Source organism: Flavobacterium celericrescens (assembly GCF_011392075.1).
Taxonomy (GTDB): domain Bacteria; phylum Bacteroidota; class Bacteroidia; order Flavobacteriales; family Flavobacteriaceae; genus Flavobacterium; species Flavobacterium celericrescens.
Genome location: NZ_JAAJBV010000004.1, coordinates 204209 through 220413, shown reverse-complemented (window position 1 = coordinate 220413; position 16205 = coordinate 204209). Strand labels below are relative to the sequence as shown.

General features: G+C 31.6%; 11 protein-coding genes. 4 read left to right on the top strand and 7 right to left on the bottom strand.

Translation table 11 applies throughout. From position 1 onward, the window contains the following. The first annotated feature begins 136 nt into the window (after positions 1 to 136). The 4 genes from G4L40_RS07405 (at position 137) to G4L40_RS07390 (ending at position 9019) form a co-directional block, all read left to right on the top strand. Positions 137 to 3841, top strand: coding sequence for a T9SS type B sorting domain-containing protein (locus G4L40_RS07405; RefSeq protein WP_166236564.1), 3705 nt, complete (start codon positions 137 to 139; stop codon positions 3839 to 3841). A 103-nt stretch (positions 3842 to 3944) separates the two neighbouring features. Then, on the top strand, positions 3945 to 6791 hold the full coding sequence (locus G4L40_RS07400) for an AsmA family protein (protein ID WP_166236563.1): 2847 nt from the start codon (positions 3945 to 3947) through the stop codon (positions 6789 to 6791). Positions 6792 to 6883: 92 nt separating this feature from the next. Then, on the top strand, positions 6884 to 8641 hold the full coding sequence (locus tag G4L40_RS07395; protein WP_166236562.1) for an aromatic amino acid hydroxylase: 1758 nt from the start codon (positions 6884 to 6886) through the stop codon (positions 8639 to 8641). A 69-nt stretch (positions 8642 to 8710) separates the two neighbouring features. Next, complete coding sequence (locus G4L40_RS07390) at positions 8711 to 9019, top strand: rhodanese-like domain-containing protein (RefSeq protein WP_166236561.1); 309 nt, start codon at positions 8711 to 8713, stop codon at positions 9017 to 9019. A 28-nt stretch (positions 9020 to 9047) separates the two neighbouring features. Here G4L40_RS07390 and G4L40_RS07385 read toward each other — a convergent pair whose 3' ends face one another. The 7 genes from G4L40_RS07385 to G4L40_RS07355 all read right to left on the bottom strand — a co-directional run bounded on the left by G4L40_RS07385 (position 9048) and on the right by G4L40_RS07355 (position 16185). Next, complete coding sequence (locus G4L40_RS07385) at positions 9048 to 9854, bottom strand: hypothetical protein (protein WP_166236560.1); 807 nt, start codon at positions 9852 to 9854, stop codon at positions 9048 to 9050. Between the two features lie 4 nt (positions 9855 to 9858). Continuing rightward, positions 9859 to 11184 carry a hypothetical protein gene (locus G4L40_RS07380; RefSeq protein WP_166236559.1) on the bottom strand — a complete coding sequence of 442 codons (1326 nt, stop codon included), beginning with the start codon at positions 11182 to 11184 and terminating at the stop codon, positions 9859 to 9861. A 2-nt stretch (positions 11185 to 11186) separates the two neighbouring features. After that, positions 11187 to 12539, bottom strand: a complete 1353-nt coding sequence (locus G4L40_RS07375; protein ID WP_166236558.1) for a hypothetical protein — start codon at positions 12537 to 12539, stop codon at positions 11187 to 11189. Positions 12540 to 12550: 11 nt separating this feature from the next. Further along, a complete protein-coding gene (locus tag G4L40_RS07370) occupies positions 12551 to 13252 on the bottom strand; it encodes a hypothetical protein (RefSeq protein ID WP_166236557.1) in 702 nt (233 codons plus the stop codon). Positions 13253 to 13352: 100 nt separating this feature from the next. Next, positions 13353 to 14000: a response regulator gene (locus G4L40_RS07365; protein ID WP_166236556.1), complete on the bottom strand. Its 648-nt coding sequence runs from the start codon at positions 13998 to 14000 to the stop codon at positions 13353 to 13355. 3 nt (positions 14001 to 14003) lie between these two features. After that, on the bottom strand, positions 14004 to 15881 hold the full coding sequence (locus G4L40_RS07360; protein ID WP_166236555.1) for a tetratricopeptide repeat-containing sensor histidine kinase: 1878 nt from the start codon (positions 15879 to 15881) through the stop codon (positions 14004 to 14006). 31 nt (positions 15882 to 15912) lie between these two features. Continuing rightward, complete coding sequence (locus G4L40_RS07355; RefSeq protein ID WP_166236554.1) at positions 15913 to 16185, bottom strand: hypothetical protein; 273 nt, start codon at positions 16183 to 16185, stop codon at positions 15913 to 15915. Positions 16186 to 16205 lie beyond the last annotated feature (20 nt).

The following is a 16205-nucleotide window of genomic DNA, read 5'->3' as shown; positions in this document are numbered from 1 at the left end:
AAATTTAATTTTTAAAAAAGTGCAATAATAAATTGCACTTTTTTTGTTTATAAATAACATTCTTAATCTTGTATTAATGTTATAATTTAAAGAATTCGTAAATTTGCACCCGCTTTTCACATAAAGCAAGAAATAAATGATTTTAAAAAAATTTATCTTTCTTATACTTTTATTGGTATCTAATTTTAGTTTTTCACAGTGTTTTCAAATTGAAAGTATTTTAGTTGACGCGTGTGATTCGGGTGGAACAAGTGCTGATGAAGGTTTTAATGAAATGTTTCGAATAAAAATTGGAGCTACCGCTTTAAACACAAGCAATTTAAACGTCAATTGGCCTTCAAACACATGGCAAGGATTAATCCAAAATACTACAACAGCTACTAAAGTTGCTCAATTGAACGCTGATATTATAGCAGCTGGAGGTTGTGGTACTGTACTAGAACCTACTGGAGGTGTTTTGCCAGCTAATGCTACTGTAATTATTGTTTCTAGTCAAAATTTCAATATTACTTTAAATTCTTTTGGAGCTTTAACTGCAAACACTTACATACTTTTTCAGGACAACACAACCGTAACAACAGGACACTTTGGAAACTATAATGCAACTCCAGGATTAAGAACATTAACTGTTAATTTCGGAACAACTTGTTCAGACACCGTAACCTATCAAAGAGCTAATCTTGTAAATATTTTTGGTATTTCTGGCGGTTCAACAGCTGATAACAATGGTGCAACAGTGAATTTTAGTCCTTCAGGAACGCCAACCTATGTAAACAATGGCTGTACAGCACCAATTCCTCCTTTTACTGTAGAAGCAGGAACGACTCCCCTATCAGCTTGTCCTGGTGATACAATAAATTTAACCGGAACGACTCAAGGACAAACAAGCATTTTATGGACCGCACCTTCGGGAAGTTTTTCTAATCCTAATAATTTAATCACCTCATATATCGTTCCAACGACAGCTGTCTCTGGAAGTTCTATAACTTTAACATTGACTGCAACAAACATATGTGGAGCTTCAATTTCTGATAATATTGTAATTAATATTAGCGGAAGTACTTTAAGCTTAACTTCTGGAAGTAATAACCAAACTATTTGTTCTGGTGATGCTATTACGCCTATTCAATATACTTTTGGTGGTGGAGCAACTAATGTAAATATAACTGGACTTCCTTCTGGAGTAACTTCTTCTATTGCTGGAAATGTAGTAACCATCAGCGGAACGCCTGCTGCAAATTTCAGTTACTCGATAAATACAATTGGTGGTTGTGGAACTGTTACTCTTAATGGAACTGTTGCGATTAGTTCAAATGCAACTTTAAGTTTAACTTCTGGAAGTAACAACCAAACCATTTGTTCTGGTGATGCTATTACGCCTATTCAATATACTTTTGGTGGTGGAGCAACTAATGTGAATATAACTGGGCTTCCTGCTGGAGTTACTTCTTCTATTGCTGGAAATGTAGTAACCATCAGCGGAACGCCTGCTGCAAATTTCAGTTACTCGATAAATACAATTGGGGGATGCGGAACTGTTACCCTTAATGAAACTGTTGCGATTAGTTCAAATACAACTTTAAGCTTAACTTCTGGAAGTAACAACCAAACCATTTGTTCTGGTGATGCTATCACGCCTATTCAATATACTTTTGGTGGTGGAGCAACTAATGTAAATATAACTGGGCTTCCTGCTGGAGTTACTTCTTCTATTGCTGGAAATGTAGTAACCATCAGTGGAACGCCTGCTGCAAATTTCAGTTACTCGATAAATACAATTGGTGGTTGTGGAACTGTTACTCTTAATGGAACTGTTGCACTTAGCTCAAATGCAACTTTAAGCTTAACTTCTGGAAGTAATAACCAAACCATTTGTTCTGGTGATGCTATTACGCCTATTCAATATACTTTTGGTGGTGGAGCAACTAATGTAAATATAACTGGGCTTCCTTCTGGAGTTACTTCTTCTATTGCTGGAAATGTAGTAACCATCAGTGGAACGCCTGCTACAAATTTCAGTTACTCGATAAATACAATTGGTGGTTGTGGAACCGTTACTCTTAATGGAACAGTTGCTTCAACAAGTGGAATAACTCCTTTATTTACCCAAATAATTCCTGTTTGTCAAGGAACAAACATTAATTTACCAACCACTTCAACAAATGGATTTACAGGTGTTTGGCAACTAATTTCAAGTAGCACAACTAATGTAGTCTATGAATTTACCCCTAATGCTGGTCAATGCGCATCTACAACTACCATGACAATACAAATTTATCCGCAACCATGTGTAATTATTTCAGGAAATGCGACTTATTGTGATGGAGATACAACTGCATTAACATTAACAAGTATAGTACCAGGAACCACTTTCACATGGAATGTTATATCTTATAATTTAGATGGTACTCATATTGTAAGTGGAACAGGAAACACAATTAATCAATTGTTAGATTTAGATAATGCGTTAAATATTGGTACAGCAACATACTATATCACTCCATATGCAAATGGATGTGCAGGACCAGCACAACAAATAGAAATCACAGTAAACCCAATTCCAGATGTGGTAGCAGTAGCAACAAGCACTGAGATTTGTTCAGGAGATACAGCTCATGTTGATATGACAAGTGCTATTTCAGGAGTAACTTACACATGGACGGTGGTTTCAACAGGAGTAAATGGAGCAAGTAATGGTACGGGTTCAAGTATTGATCAAGTATTAACAACAAGTAACCCATTAGTAAATGGAAATGTAGTTTATACCATTACACCAAGTTTGAATGGTTGTACAGGTGCTTCTGTAACAGTGCAAATAGATGTTAAAGCACGTCCAGAATTCTTTGGAACGATTTCAAACCCGGTGATTTGTAGTGGGGAAACCACAAATATTAATCTAAGTGCTTCGTTACCAGGAACCAATTTTACATGGACGGTTATCACAACAAATGTTTCAGGAGCAAGTGATGGCACAGGTGCTAGTATAGATCAAACTTTAACATCGATATTAGGAGGAACTGCGGTTTATACAGTGGTTCCAGAATTAAACGGTTGTTCTGGTTCACCTATTCAAGTTACTGTAATTGTAAATCCATTACCGCAACCAGTATTGGAAGATGGTACATTGTGTATCGTACAAGCTACAGGAGAAGTATATCAAACCTATACATTAGACACAGGATTATCAGCAACAGGTTATAGCTTTGATTGGTATTTAGATGGTGTGTTGATTCCAGCAGCAAACGGACCAACACATATTGCAGATGAAGTAGGGGTTTATTCAGTAATTGTAACAAACACAACTACTACGTGTGTTTCAGCGGAAGAATTTGCGACGGTTGATTTTGTTTATCCAGCAGATTCATTTACAGCAACAGTAACCAATGCCTTTACAGATAATGCAACCATAACGATTACAGTCGCTGGAGATGGAACGGGTACTTTATTGTATCAATTGGATGAAGGTGCATTACAATCATCAAATGTATTTACAGGAGTAAGCGCAGGAACACATACTGTAACAGTGGTAGACACAGAAGGATGTACATTTATCACACAAACAGTATTGGTGATTGATTATCCAAAATACTTTACACCAAACGGAGATGGAGAAAATGACACATGGAATATTGTGGGTATGGACCAAGCAGATGCGAAGTTGTACATTTTTGATAGATACGGAAAATTAATCAAACAAATCAGCCCATCAATAGGCAGTGATGGTTGGGATGGAACATTTAACAACCAACAATTACCATCAACAGATTACTGGTTTACAATTGACTATACAGAAAATGGTGCTGCAAAACAGTTTAAAGCGCATTTTTCATTAAAAAGATAAAGAAAAAGAGTTAGTAAAACACTAACTCTTTTTTTATCATTTTTTTAAAACACCAAGTGAATATTTGTAGTAATTTTGCAACACTCTCCTACAACTATTAAAAATGATAAATTCTAAAAAATCGCTTTTCACCAAAATTCTCAAAATAACTGGAATTACATTTGTAATTTCTTTATTGGTATTAATATTACTTCCTATTATTTTTGCTGACACCATTACTGAAAAAGTAAAAGTTTTAGCCAATAAAAACTTAGAAGGCGAATTAAATTTTAACGATTCGGAATTGTCATTTTTTAAACATTTTCCATCTCTAACTTTAACCTTACATGAATTTAATTTAAATGGTTCAAAGCCGTTTAAAAACAAGTCTCTTATTTCCGCAAAAGAAATTGGTTTTGGAATTGACGTATGGAGTGCCGTTTTTGGAAATCAAACGCAAATTGAAGAAATATTTTTAGAAAATGCCAAAATCAATGTTCAAGTAAATCGAAAAGGAGAAGCTAATTACAATATTTATAAATCTAATTCAAAAGAAAACAATACCTCGTCAGAGAGTGCTTCATTGGCATTAGAAAACATTCAAATCAACAACAGCGAATTAGTTTATAACGATAAATCAACCAAAATTAACATAGAAGCGAAAGGTTTTAATTACAAAGGAAAAGGCGATTTATTAAAAGCTAATTTCAACTTAAAAACTTCGGCAAGAATTGATAGTTTGAGTTTTGTATACGATCAAAAAGAATACTTAAAAAACAAAAAGGTAAAAGCTAATTTAATAACAAAAATCAACACTAACTCGCTTTCGTTTGTCTTTGAGAAAAATGATTTAGTAATCAACAAATTACCTGTTGAATTTACTGGCTTTTTTGATTTCCTAAAAAACGGATATCAAATGGATTTCAAATTAAAAACCGAAAACAGCGACTTAGAAGATTTATTTACTGCATTACCTGCAGAATATGTTTCATGGATGAACGAAACAAAAATGAAAGGAACAACTTCGGCTTTTTTAACCCTAAAAGGAAAATACATCGCTTCAGAAAAATTGAGTCCCGAATTAAACTTTAACATCAAAGTTAGGGATGGTTATGTAAAACACTCTAAAGCGCCCTACCCTGTTGAAGACATTTTCTTGAATTTAGATACAAAATTACCAAACTTAGATATCAATCAGCTCAAAATTCGATTAGATTCTCTGTATTTTGATATCAACAAAAATAAGTTAAGTGCCATCTTAATTTCTGATGGATTTGGTAAAAAAATAACTATCGATTCTAAAATAAAATCAAAACTTGATTTAAGTTTTGTGAGTAATGCACTTCAAATACCAAATTTTAAATTGGCTGGAAATTTAGATGCAGATATCATTTCTAAAGGAAATTACAACAAAGAAGACAAAAAATTCCCGGTCACAAAAGGAAATTTCGAATTAAAAAATGGTTTGATTCAAACGGCTTATTATCCAAAACCTATTCAAAACATCAATTTAAAAGCAAATTTAAATAGTCCTACTGGCAATTTCAAAGATGCTTCTTTCATTCTCTCTCCTGTTAATTTTACTTTTGAAGGTGAATCTTTTAACATGAAAGCTTTATTCAAAAATTTTGATGATGTAAATTATGACATAAAAGCAAAAGGAACTTTAAATGTAGCCAGAATTTACAAAGTATTTTCTCAAAAAGGATTGGATGTAGACGGCTACATAAAAGCCGATGTTAGTTTAGCAGGAAAACAAAGTGATGCAACAAATGGAAATCTAAATAGCTTAAAAAACAGCGGAACACTTGAAGTGAAAAATATCAAAACAACAAGCAACTATTTAGCAAAACCTTTCCTAATTGAAAATGGTCTTTTTACATTTAATCAAGACAAAATGAACTTTTCTAATTTCAATGGAAAATATGGAAGTTCCGATATTGCCATGAGTGGAAATTTAGAAAACGTAATTAATTTTGTGCTTTCTGAAAATCAAATTTTGAAGGGTAATTTCAATTTAACCTCAAATTTTTTGAATGTAAACGAATTTATTCCAACTATTACTGAAGAAACTGACGATGAAAAAACTGCAAAAACCGAAATATCAGGAGTAATTGAAATTCCAACTAATTTAGACGTTACCATTCAAACAAATGCTTTAAAAACAAAATACAACGACATAACTATTGACAATTTAAGAGGCAACCTATTAATTCAAAATGGAAGTTTAAAATTAACTAATGGAAATTTAGGAATTATTGGTGCTACCGCAAAAATGGAAGCTTTCTATAAAAATGAAGGCACACAAAAAGCTTATTTTGATTATAAAATTAATGCTTCTGAATTTGACATTAAACGTGCTTACAATGAAATTAAAATGTTTCGAGAAATCGTAACTGCTGCTGAAAGTGCAGAAGGTATAGTAGGTTTAAATTATTCTATAAAAGGTGTTTTAAATAATCAAATGGAACCCGTAATGCCATCGCTTGAAGGAAGCGGAACACTTTCTGTTAAAAAAGTAAAAATGAAAGGCTTTAAGTTACTAAATATAGTTTCTTCAAAAACAGAAAATCCAGACATTAAAGACCCTGACGTTACAAAAGTTGATATTAAAACAACCATTAAAAACAATATTGTAACTATTGACCGATTCAAATTTAAAGTTGCTGGCTTCAGATTGCGCTTTGAAGGACAAACTAGTTTAGACGGAAAATTAAACTTAAAAATGCGCATTGGATTACCGCCTTTAGGAATTATAGGAATCCCAATAAAAGTATTAGGAACACAAGAAAATCCAGACATCAAATTAGGAAGAAAATCAGAAGATTTAGAAGAAACCGAATATGTTGATGGTGTAACTCCTATAAATACACCTGCAAATTTACCAGGACCTGCAACAGTTCCAATTGACAGTATTCCAAAAACAGAATCACTTGCTCCAATAGAAAAGCCAGTTGAAAAATCTGAATAATCTAAACTTAAATTTATTTTAGCAAATTCACAAAAAGTTTTCCTGCTTTCTGAAAAATTCGTAATTTTACGTCAAACATCACATATAAAATTATGGAAACGCATTTTGAAAGCAATCATTTGATTGACAGATTACCAAAACATTTAAAACAATTCATTAAGCCACAAGTTTACGAGGATTATACACCTATAAATCAAGCTGTATGGCGTTATGTAATGCGCAAAAATGTAAATTATCTTTCAAAAGTTGCTCATAGTTCTTATATTGATGGTTTGCAAAAAACGGGAATCGAAGTAGATAATATTCCAAGTATGTATGGCATGAACCGAATTCTTGCTGAAATTGGTTGGGCTGCTGTTGCAGTTGATGGGTTTATTCCACCCAATGCATTTATGGAATTTCAAGCTTATAATGTATTGGTTATTGCTTGTGACATTCGTCAGCTAGAACATATTGAATATACTCCGGCACCAGATATTATTCATGAAGGTGCTGGTCATGCTCCTATTATTGCAAATCCAGAGTATGCTGAATACTTAAGACGTTTTGGCGAGATTGGCTGTAAAGCAATTTCATCGGCTCGAGATTATGAATTGTATGAAGCTATTCGTTTGCTTTCTATTTTAAAAGAAGCTGAAGACACACCTGAATCAGAAATTAAAAAAGCAGAAGAACAAGTGGACTTCTTACAGAATAATATGGGCGAATTATCAGAAATGTCGCGCATTAGAAATTTACATTGGTGGACTGTTGAATATGGCTTAATTGGAACCATTGATAATCCAAAAATATATGGCGCTGGGTTACTTTCTTCAATTGGTGAAAGTGCTTGGTGTATGACTGATAATGTAAAGAAAATTCCATACGATATTTCAACTGCAGACATGAGTTTTGACATCACAAAACCACAACCTCAACTTTATGTTACTCCTGATTTCGCTCAATTGAGTCTGGTTTTAGAAGAATTTGCTAATAAAATGTCGTTGAGAAATGGTGGATTGTCTGGAATTCAAAAATTAATTGCTTCAAAAGCATTAGGAACAATTGAATTAAGCACTGGATTACAAATTTCTGGTGTTTTTACGAATGTTATAGAAGATGACGGAAAACCAGTATATATTCAAACCACTGGAAAAACTGCACTTTCATACAGAGAAAAAGAATTAGTAGGTCACGGTACAGAATATCATGCCGAAGGTTTTGGTTCCCCAATTGGAAAACTAAAAGGCATCAACTTAGCTATCGAAGATATGAGTCCGAGAGATTTAAGAGCCTACGACATATATGAAGCCGAAAAAGTAACATTAGAATTTGAAGGCAACATCAAAGTAACTGGAGAAATTGTAACTGGTTCTAGAAATTTACAGGGCGAAATATTATTAATTAAATTCAAAAATTGTACAGTTACTCATAATGACACTATTTTATTTCAACCAGAATGGGGTATTTATGACATGGCAGTAGGTAAAAAAGTAATTTCTGCATTTTCTGGCCCAGCAGATGTGAATAGTTTTGATATGATAAACCATGTACCTTCAACTCAAACTATCAAACAGAAAAAATCGCCTGAAAGAGAAGAATTAGAAAAATTATATTTAAGTGTTCGTAATATTAGAGAAGAAAAATTTGCTACGTGTACTTTAAAAGAAGCATTTGCTTCGGTTTCTGCAGGACATCCAAATGATTGGTTATTATCGGTAGAAATTGCTGAATTGGCTAAAAAAGAAAACAATTCTGAATTAGTTGATAAAGTTTTAAATCACTTAGAAAAGATAAAAATCAATCGCCCAGAAATTGCTCATTTAGTTGATGGAGGTCTAGAATTAATTTTTGAAAAAGCGAATGTTTAATCACTAGGTAACTTTTGTTACTGAAAAGATTTTCAATCAAATTTACCTTTGTCAAAAAAAGAAACAATTATGGGAATTTTAGATTTTTTAGGATTAGGAAATAAAACCAATGATGTTCAAGAATACGTTCAAAAAGGAGCCGTTATTTTGGATGTAAGAACTCCAGATGAATTTAAAGAAGGACACATTAAAGGATCAAAAAATATTGCATTACAAGTTTTAAATGGAAACATTGAAATGATTAAAAAATGGAACAAGCCAGTTATCGCATGCTGTCGTTCTGGAATGAGAAGCGCTCAAGCGACTTCCATTTTAAAACAACACGGTATTGATTGCATCAACGGTGGTGGCTGGACCAGTTTGGAAAATAAATTATAATAGAAAGTCCCGATTGAATCGGGACTTTTTAATTTGACATAAAATCAGAATACGTGCTTTTTATAACAATTTCTGAATTCGCATAAGGATTTCCTGCGTTTGAAATCTTTATTTTCGTTGGATTTCCTTCTTTATCATATTCGTATTGATACAATGTTGGCGCTTCGTTGTCCTTTTGTTCAGAGACAATATTTCGCTTTTCATCATACTCACAAGTAAATCTACTTTTCAAATCGAAAATCTGATAATTACCTTCAACTAGTAATCCGTTTTTATAAATTTCGATGGATAAATTTGCCTCCTTCTTGGCATCTTTATAATACGAAGTTTTGGTATAACTATCATCTGAAGTGTAATTAGAATATTCTGTGATTTCTGAAAACCCAGTTTCTTTTTCTCTACAAACGGATTTGATCAAACGATTTTGCTTATCGTAAGAATACTTCGTTTCCGAAAACAATCTGCCTTGCAGAAATTCTTGTGATTTAGTTAATCGCAATTTTTTATCATAGAAAAATAAGGTTTTATCTTGTGTTTCACTTAAATTGTAATCAGTGATTTTTGAAACCAAAGAATTGTCAATATTGAAATTGTATTTTGTAATTTCTTTCGCATCGCCCAAATCCACTATTACAGAATCTAAATATTGATTGTAAAACGTATAAATTTCTGTTTTTGACCATTCTCTCGCATTGGTTTCTGGATTGAAATAATAGATTTCTTTTTGAATGGTTTTCGTTTTTGGCGACCAATTAAAATGTGCTGTTAAAAATTGCTCTTGGGCTTGTAAACTCAATCCGAATATTACAATAATTAAAACTATTAAACTTTTCATCTTTCTATTTTTTAAATAATGGATATAATCTTCCCGCTTCGGAAGTATCAACATTTTGAATTTGGTAAATTGTACCATTAACTGATTTTACTACTAAATGTTTCGGATTTTCGTCATTCTCAATTGAAAAATTACTGCTTTGCAGATACTTTCCATCTTGATAAAATGAAATTTTATACTTATTATCTTTTACCCAATAGATTCCTGTTGGTGATTCTAATTTTACAGCATCATGCCATTCGTGCTTTACAAAATCATCCAAATAAAAACCTTTTACAAAATGCACGGATTGATCCACTTCATTAAAAATTACTAAACTAGAATGTTCCGGTGTGTCAACTAATTGTACAACTTTTTCAAAATTATTATCATAGGAATCTTGAATCTCAATTTTGTCTTCATCACCTTTTAAAACTGATAAATAATCTTTTTTCGAATAAGTAATTTTTTGATAGCGTTGCATTAAAGAATCTTTCTCTCCAAATAACTTATCGTGATTCTTAATAAAGTCTAAATCCAATTCTGTACTTCCAGAAGTTGTTCCATCTGTATAGGTAATTTTGACAAACGTAAACGAATTATCTTCTGGCAAAGCTTGACTCAATTTTGCGATTTTGATTCGGTTATTTTTGGAATCGAATTCGTAATTGTAATCAATTCGGGAACTGTCGTTGTACACTTGACTTTTTATGTTTCTAAAAGTATCATACATATAACTTGTTTCTGATTTAAAATCACCTGAGACAAATTCGGAACGTTTTACCAATCCGTTTTCAAAGTATTCTTTGGTAAAGTCAGTTTCTGTTCCATCGCCGTCTTTGTTGAGTTTTGTGTACGTTTTATTGTCCTTGTAATCTTGATACAAAATTGTTTTTACCACTTCATTTCGTAAGTCTTTTTGAATTTCTTTGGTTCGATTTCCGATTTTGTCATATTCGTAAAAAGTAGTTTGCATACCTTCAGCAATCATTTTTCTTAATTTTCCTTTTTCGTAATGAAATAAAAACTTCATTGGGTAACCAAATTTCCCTTCAATTGGCTTATATTCAATTTCTTTAATCGTAAAATCTGGGTAATAACGATACCGATATTCACCAATTAGTCTATTTTCTCCAAAATAGGATTCAAGCGTTTGCTTTTGAAAATAGGTGTTTTTAATTTCAGTTGTGTATATATTTTCTCTAACAAATTCTTTCGTTTCATTATTGAATTTATAGAGCGATTCTTCCACTTTTACCACATCATCAGAATACCCAAAATCGGAAGTTCTAAATTGCTGTTGGGCAAAAATATTGGCAAACCAAAAAAGAAAAAGAATAGGGAATTTCATGTTTAATTGTTTAAAAATTCCAATGGATAAAACGTTTCAAAACCTTTTGAATTCAAATCACGAATGATGTATTTATCAATTCCAGCTTCTTGAACAATGAAATCATCCTCTTTCTGCGTTTTTACTAATTTGTATAAAGATGAATCTAAGATTACTCCATTTTGAATCACAAAAAACTCAGGTTTCTCTGAAAAAATCCAATACATTCCAGTTGGTGAAGAAAATTCTTCCATATTGTACCATTCGCCAACTTTTGTGTTTTCGGTATAAAATCCTTTTAATAATACTGTTCTCTTGAATAAAATATCATAAACCAAAATATCTGTATTGCTTTTCACCGCATCAACATCATTAGTAATTTCTTCTCCGTTTGCATCTTGAATGGTGTAAGTATTTCCTTCATTTTTCTTGATTTTATATGTAGCGCTATACAAGGCTTTTAAATTGTCGATTGCTTTTTGCAACTCTTCCGCAGAAGCACCATCAAATGAGGTTGTTACTTCATAAGAAGCCGAATTTGTATCATATTTTTTAACATAATTCACATCGAAATCAGTATTTCCTGCGGTTTTTCCGTTTGAATAAGTGGCTTTTGCGAAAGTGAAATAATTGATGTGTTCTTGTGTATCAAAATCCAATTGTTGAATTTGCGAACGTAAGATGTTTCCTTTTGCATCATATTCATAAGTGCTTTTAAAAACCTCGTCTTCTCTTTTGTATTGCGTTTGATTTCTGTTTTTATCGTATTGATAAGTTTCGGTTAAAGTTGAATATTTTGTGGTGTTTTTTTCTGAAATCAACAACCCATTTTTGATGATTTGCTCATTAACTTGATCTTCTTCATTGTTAGCATATTTGATTGATTTTTTAGTATATGAATTTGGTGATGTGTAATTAGCATAAGTGATTTTTTCAACCATTACCTCTTTTTCATACACAGTTTCTTTGCTCAAATTTCCTTTGGTATCATATTCAAATACACTTTTTTTAGTAGTATCCTTTTTTTCAACGATTTTGCCATTTTTATACACGTAGTTTTCAGTGTATTCGCCCAATTGTGTTTTAATATGAATCGATTGCAGTAATCCGTTTTTATAATTAAATGTATTCGTTGATTCCATATACATGAAATAATTAGTTTTGTTTTCAATTTTTGTAACCAAACCTTTATCTAAATAAATGGTTCTTTCGCTTGAAAGTTGGTATTTATTTAATCCGAAATCATAATAAAACTCTTTCTCTTCATATTTTGTTACATCTGAAGATAAATTAAAATCCGAAGCTTTATATTTTGCGATTTGAGCATTCGTAAAATGAATTACCAATACGGCTATGATTGTGATTAATTTTTTCATTTTTATATTTTTTAGAAGTTATATTGTACACCAAAACCTACGTGATTACTTTTGAAAGAAGAAGTTCCGCCGTTTGCATTTTCCCAAGAATATTTCCCAAAATCGAAAACTGCATTACACGACCATTTTTCTGAATCGGATTGAAAAATTTGAGGCTGAAATCCCCAACCAAAGTATTTCATAGAACGTTTTACGGTTTCATCTTGAAATCCAATTCCTGCGTAATCTGTTTCTAATATTTTGCCACTTCCAACACCATAATCAAAATGTAAACTATTAAAAACCGAGTAAATACCAATATAAACCGGAATTTGAACCATTAATGGTAAATCGCCAGGAAGCAATTGTTCTAAACCATCATCGATATGACCGTCATAAGAAAGTGGATAAACTCTTAACTTTGCACTTGTAACCCCAACTTTTAATTCGGTACTTCTGTCAGCAGCTAAAAAGTTAGCCCAATCTTGACCAAGAACAGCTGCTCCTTTAATTCCGAATTTGGTGTTTTTGGTGTAGTTTACATGATACGAAGCTTCTAAACTGGCAAATAATTGCATTGCTTTTCCTTTGTCAGCAACTTCACCTAAATCGTCTCCAGGTTTTGAGAACGACATTCCCGTATTGAATTTTACGGCTAATTTGTCTAATTGAGCTGTTGCATTTTGAAAAGCAAAAGCCAAAATAAGTATTGAAAATAAGGGTAGTTTTTTCATAATTTCTTCAGAATTAGTTACACATTTTTTTGTTCTTAATTATGAAGTAAAATTATGCGGAAGAAGTACGTAAAGAAATACGTAGAAATTCGTATATTGATTAAATCAACTTACTATTTTTTGCTTTTTGAATGGCTTCTAATTTATTATGCACTTGAAGTTTAGTGTAAATATTCTCTACATGTTTACGAATCGTTCCTGGTGATAGAAACAAGTTTTCGGCAATGGCGTTGTATTTTAATCCTTTGCTTAATTGCTCCAAAACTTCTATTTCTCTTGAAGTTAAACTGATTTCTTCTTTGGTAATGGAATCATCAAAAACCAAAGGTTCGCGCAATAATTTAAGCGTTTTTAATGCAATGGAAGGCGTCATTCCAGCGCCACCAGATAAGGTTTCTTGAATGCCGTTGTATAATTCTTGTGGATTCACTTCTTTTAAAAAATATCCGTCGGCTCCAGCTTTTATGGCTTTGAAAATATTTTCATCGTTATCAAAAACCGTTAGCATAATGATTTTGATTTGCGGAAACTTTGATTTGATGATTGCAGTTGCTTCTATTCCATTCATTTTTGGCATTTCGATATCCATTAGAATCAAATCGAGGTTGTGATTTTTTTCTAATTTTTCAATAATATCTTGACCATGAATGGCTTTCATTCGCACCTCAACATCAGCAAAGAAACTCAATTTATCTTGAATGGTTTTTTGAAGAAATGTATTATCGTCAACTATAGCAATTCGAATCATGGATTATTTGTTTAGTGAAATTGTAATTTGAGTTCCTTTGTCAAGTTCGGATTGGATTTTGAAAACGCCACCAATTTCTTCGATACGTTTTTGCATATTTACAATTCCATTTCCTAAATCGATTGTGTCTAAATCAAAACCTTTTCCGTTATCTGAAATTTCAATTGTAATTCCGTTTTCTATAGGTTGTACTTGAATTGAAACTTCGTTTGCATCGGCATATTTAATGGCATTATTCACCGCTTCTTGAATGGTTCGGTACAAATTAACACCTTCTAAAGATGAAAATTTACTGTTCTTCAAGCTTTCATCAACTGTAAACTTAAACGTAGTGCTTTCTTTAGCCGATTGGGCTTTTTCGATGAAATTATAAATTCTCGAACTTAAATCATCGAAAGTAAATTCGTTTGCATTCATAGCCCAAATCGTATCGCGAAGTTCTACAATCGTAGTTTTCGTAAAATCGCTAATCTTGGTCAAATGATTTTTAATCGAATTCTCCATCGTTGGAAATCCGAATTTCAAATTCTCAACCGAAGAAATAATAAATGTCAATTGCGCTCCAATATTATCATGTAAATCTCTTGAAATCGCCAAACGTTGTTCGTGTAATTTATTTTGATTTTCGATTTGGGCAATAGCAGATTGCAATTCAAATTCTTGCTTTTGTTGCACATTTTTCAAACGTTGTTGACGGTAAATTAAAAATCCAACAATAGCAATAAACAAAGCTAATAACGAAAGAATAATAATAGTTGTGGTTTTCTTTTTAGCTTCGGCTTCTTTTTGTAACAGTTGCTTTTCTTTTTCTGCTGTTTGGTATTTGGTATTGATTTCTTCGACTGCTTTTAAATTGTCGATATTCAATAAAGAATCTTTTGTTTTTGAATACAATTTATGATAATCGTAGGCTTTTTTAAAATCTTTTTTTGCCGAATTAATCAACGCATAAGTATCATAAACATTGATTAATTCTTCCAGATTTCCCGACTTAGAAGCCAATTCAAAAGCTTTATCATTATAACTCAGCGCTAAATCGTATTTTTTAATATCTAAATAAACTGCTGCAATGTTGTTGTATTGAATAATCAAATCGTTTTGGTTATTCATCTGTTTTTTTATAGCTAAAGCATCTAACAAATAATCTATTCCTTTGATTGTGTCTTGCAAATCGTTGATGTAAACCGAACCAATGTTATTATACAGTTTAGCAATAGTTTGATTATCATTTGTTTCTTTAGACAATTTCAAAGCTTTATTATAATTTAACAAAGCATTTTGAGGTTGGTAATCGTCGAAATAACAATTTCCTATATTTACATAAGTTGCTGCAATATCTTTTTTAGATTTTAATTGATTAAAAATGGCTAAAGCTTTATTGTTGTAAGTCAAAGCTTCTTTTGTTTTTCCTTGTGAATAATAAACGAGTCCGATGTTTTTGTACAAAGCGGCAATTTCGTTTTTATACCCTTTTTTTTCAGCAATTGCTAAAGCATTGACATATTCTTGCGTTGCATTTTTGGTTTCTCCTTTTTGATACAAAACACCGCCTTTGTTCATCATAGATTTTATAATTCCTATTGAATTATTAGCATTTTTGTAAAAAGCGATGGATTTGTCCAAACTTTTTAAAGCAGCATCATATTCTAATTGATTGATTAAAAATTTAGCCTGAATTCTATAAAAATATCCTTTTATAGTATCGTTTGAATTATTATCTATTATCAATTGTAAAGAATCAATAGACGATTTATTATTCGCATCGTTCAGATAATTGATGTTGTCAATTTTTTTAAGAAATTTGAATTTATCGACAGCTTCGTTTTGTGCATTTACAAAATTCAACCATAGGGCTAAGATTACAACTAAATATTTGTTCATCTGTTGGATTTTATATACTAAAAATACAAATTTATTTCTTTGAAAGTAATTCAAATATTCTTTTTTGAAGTAAAAAAATTTCATCGTTTAACTTTTTCATATCTAGTTTATATTGATTTTGATAATTAGATGAAATTGTTGCTTTTTGATTCAGGTTTCTCTGTTTTTGAGTCAACATTGTTATCATATCTTTGAGTTGTTGCATTTTTATTTGATGCAACATTTTTATTTTTTTATTAACAAACACCAACTTTATCACAAAAAAAGAAAGTAAAACTATTAGTAAACCTATTATTTTATCCATAAAAAAAGTCATTAAATCAA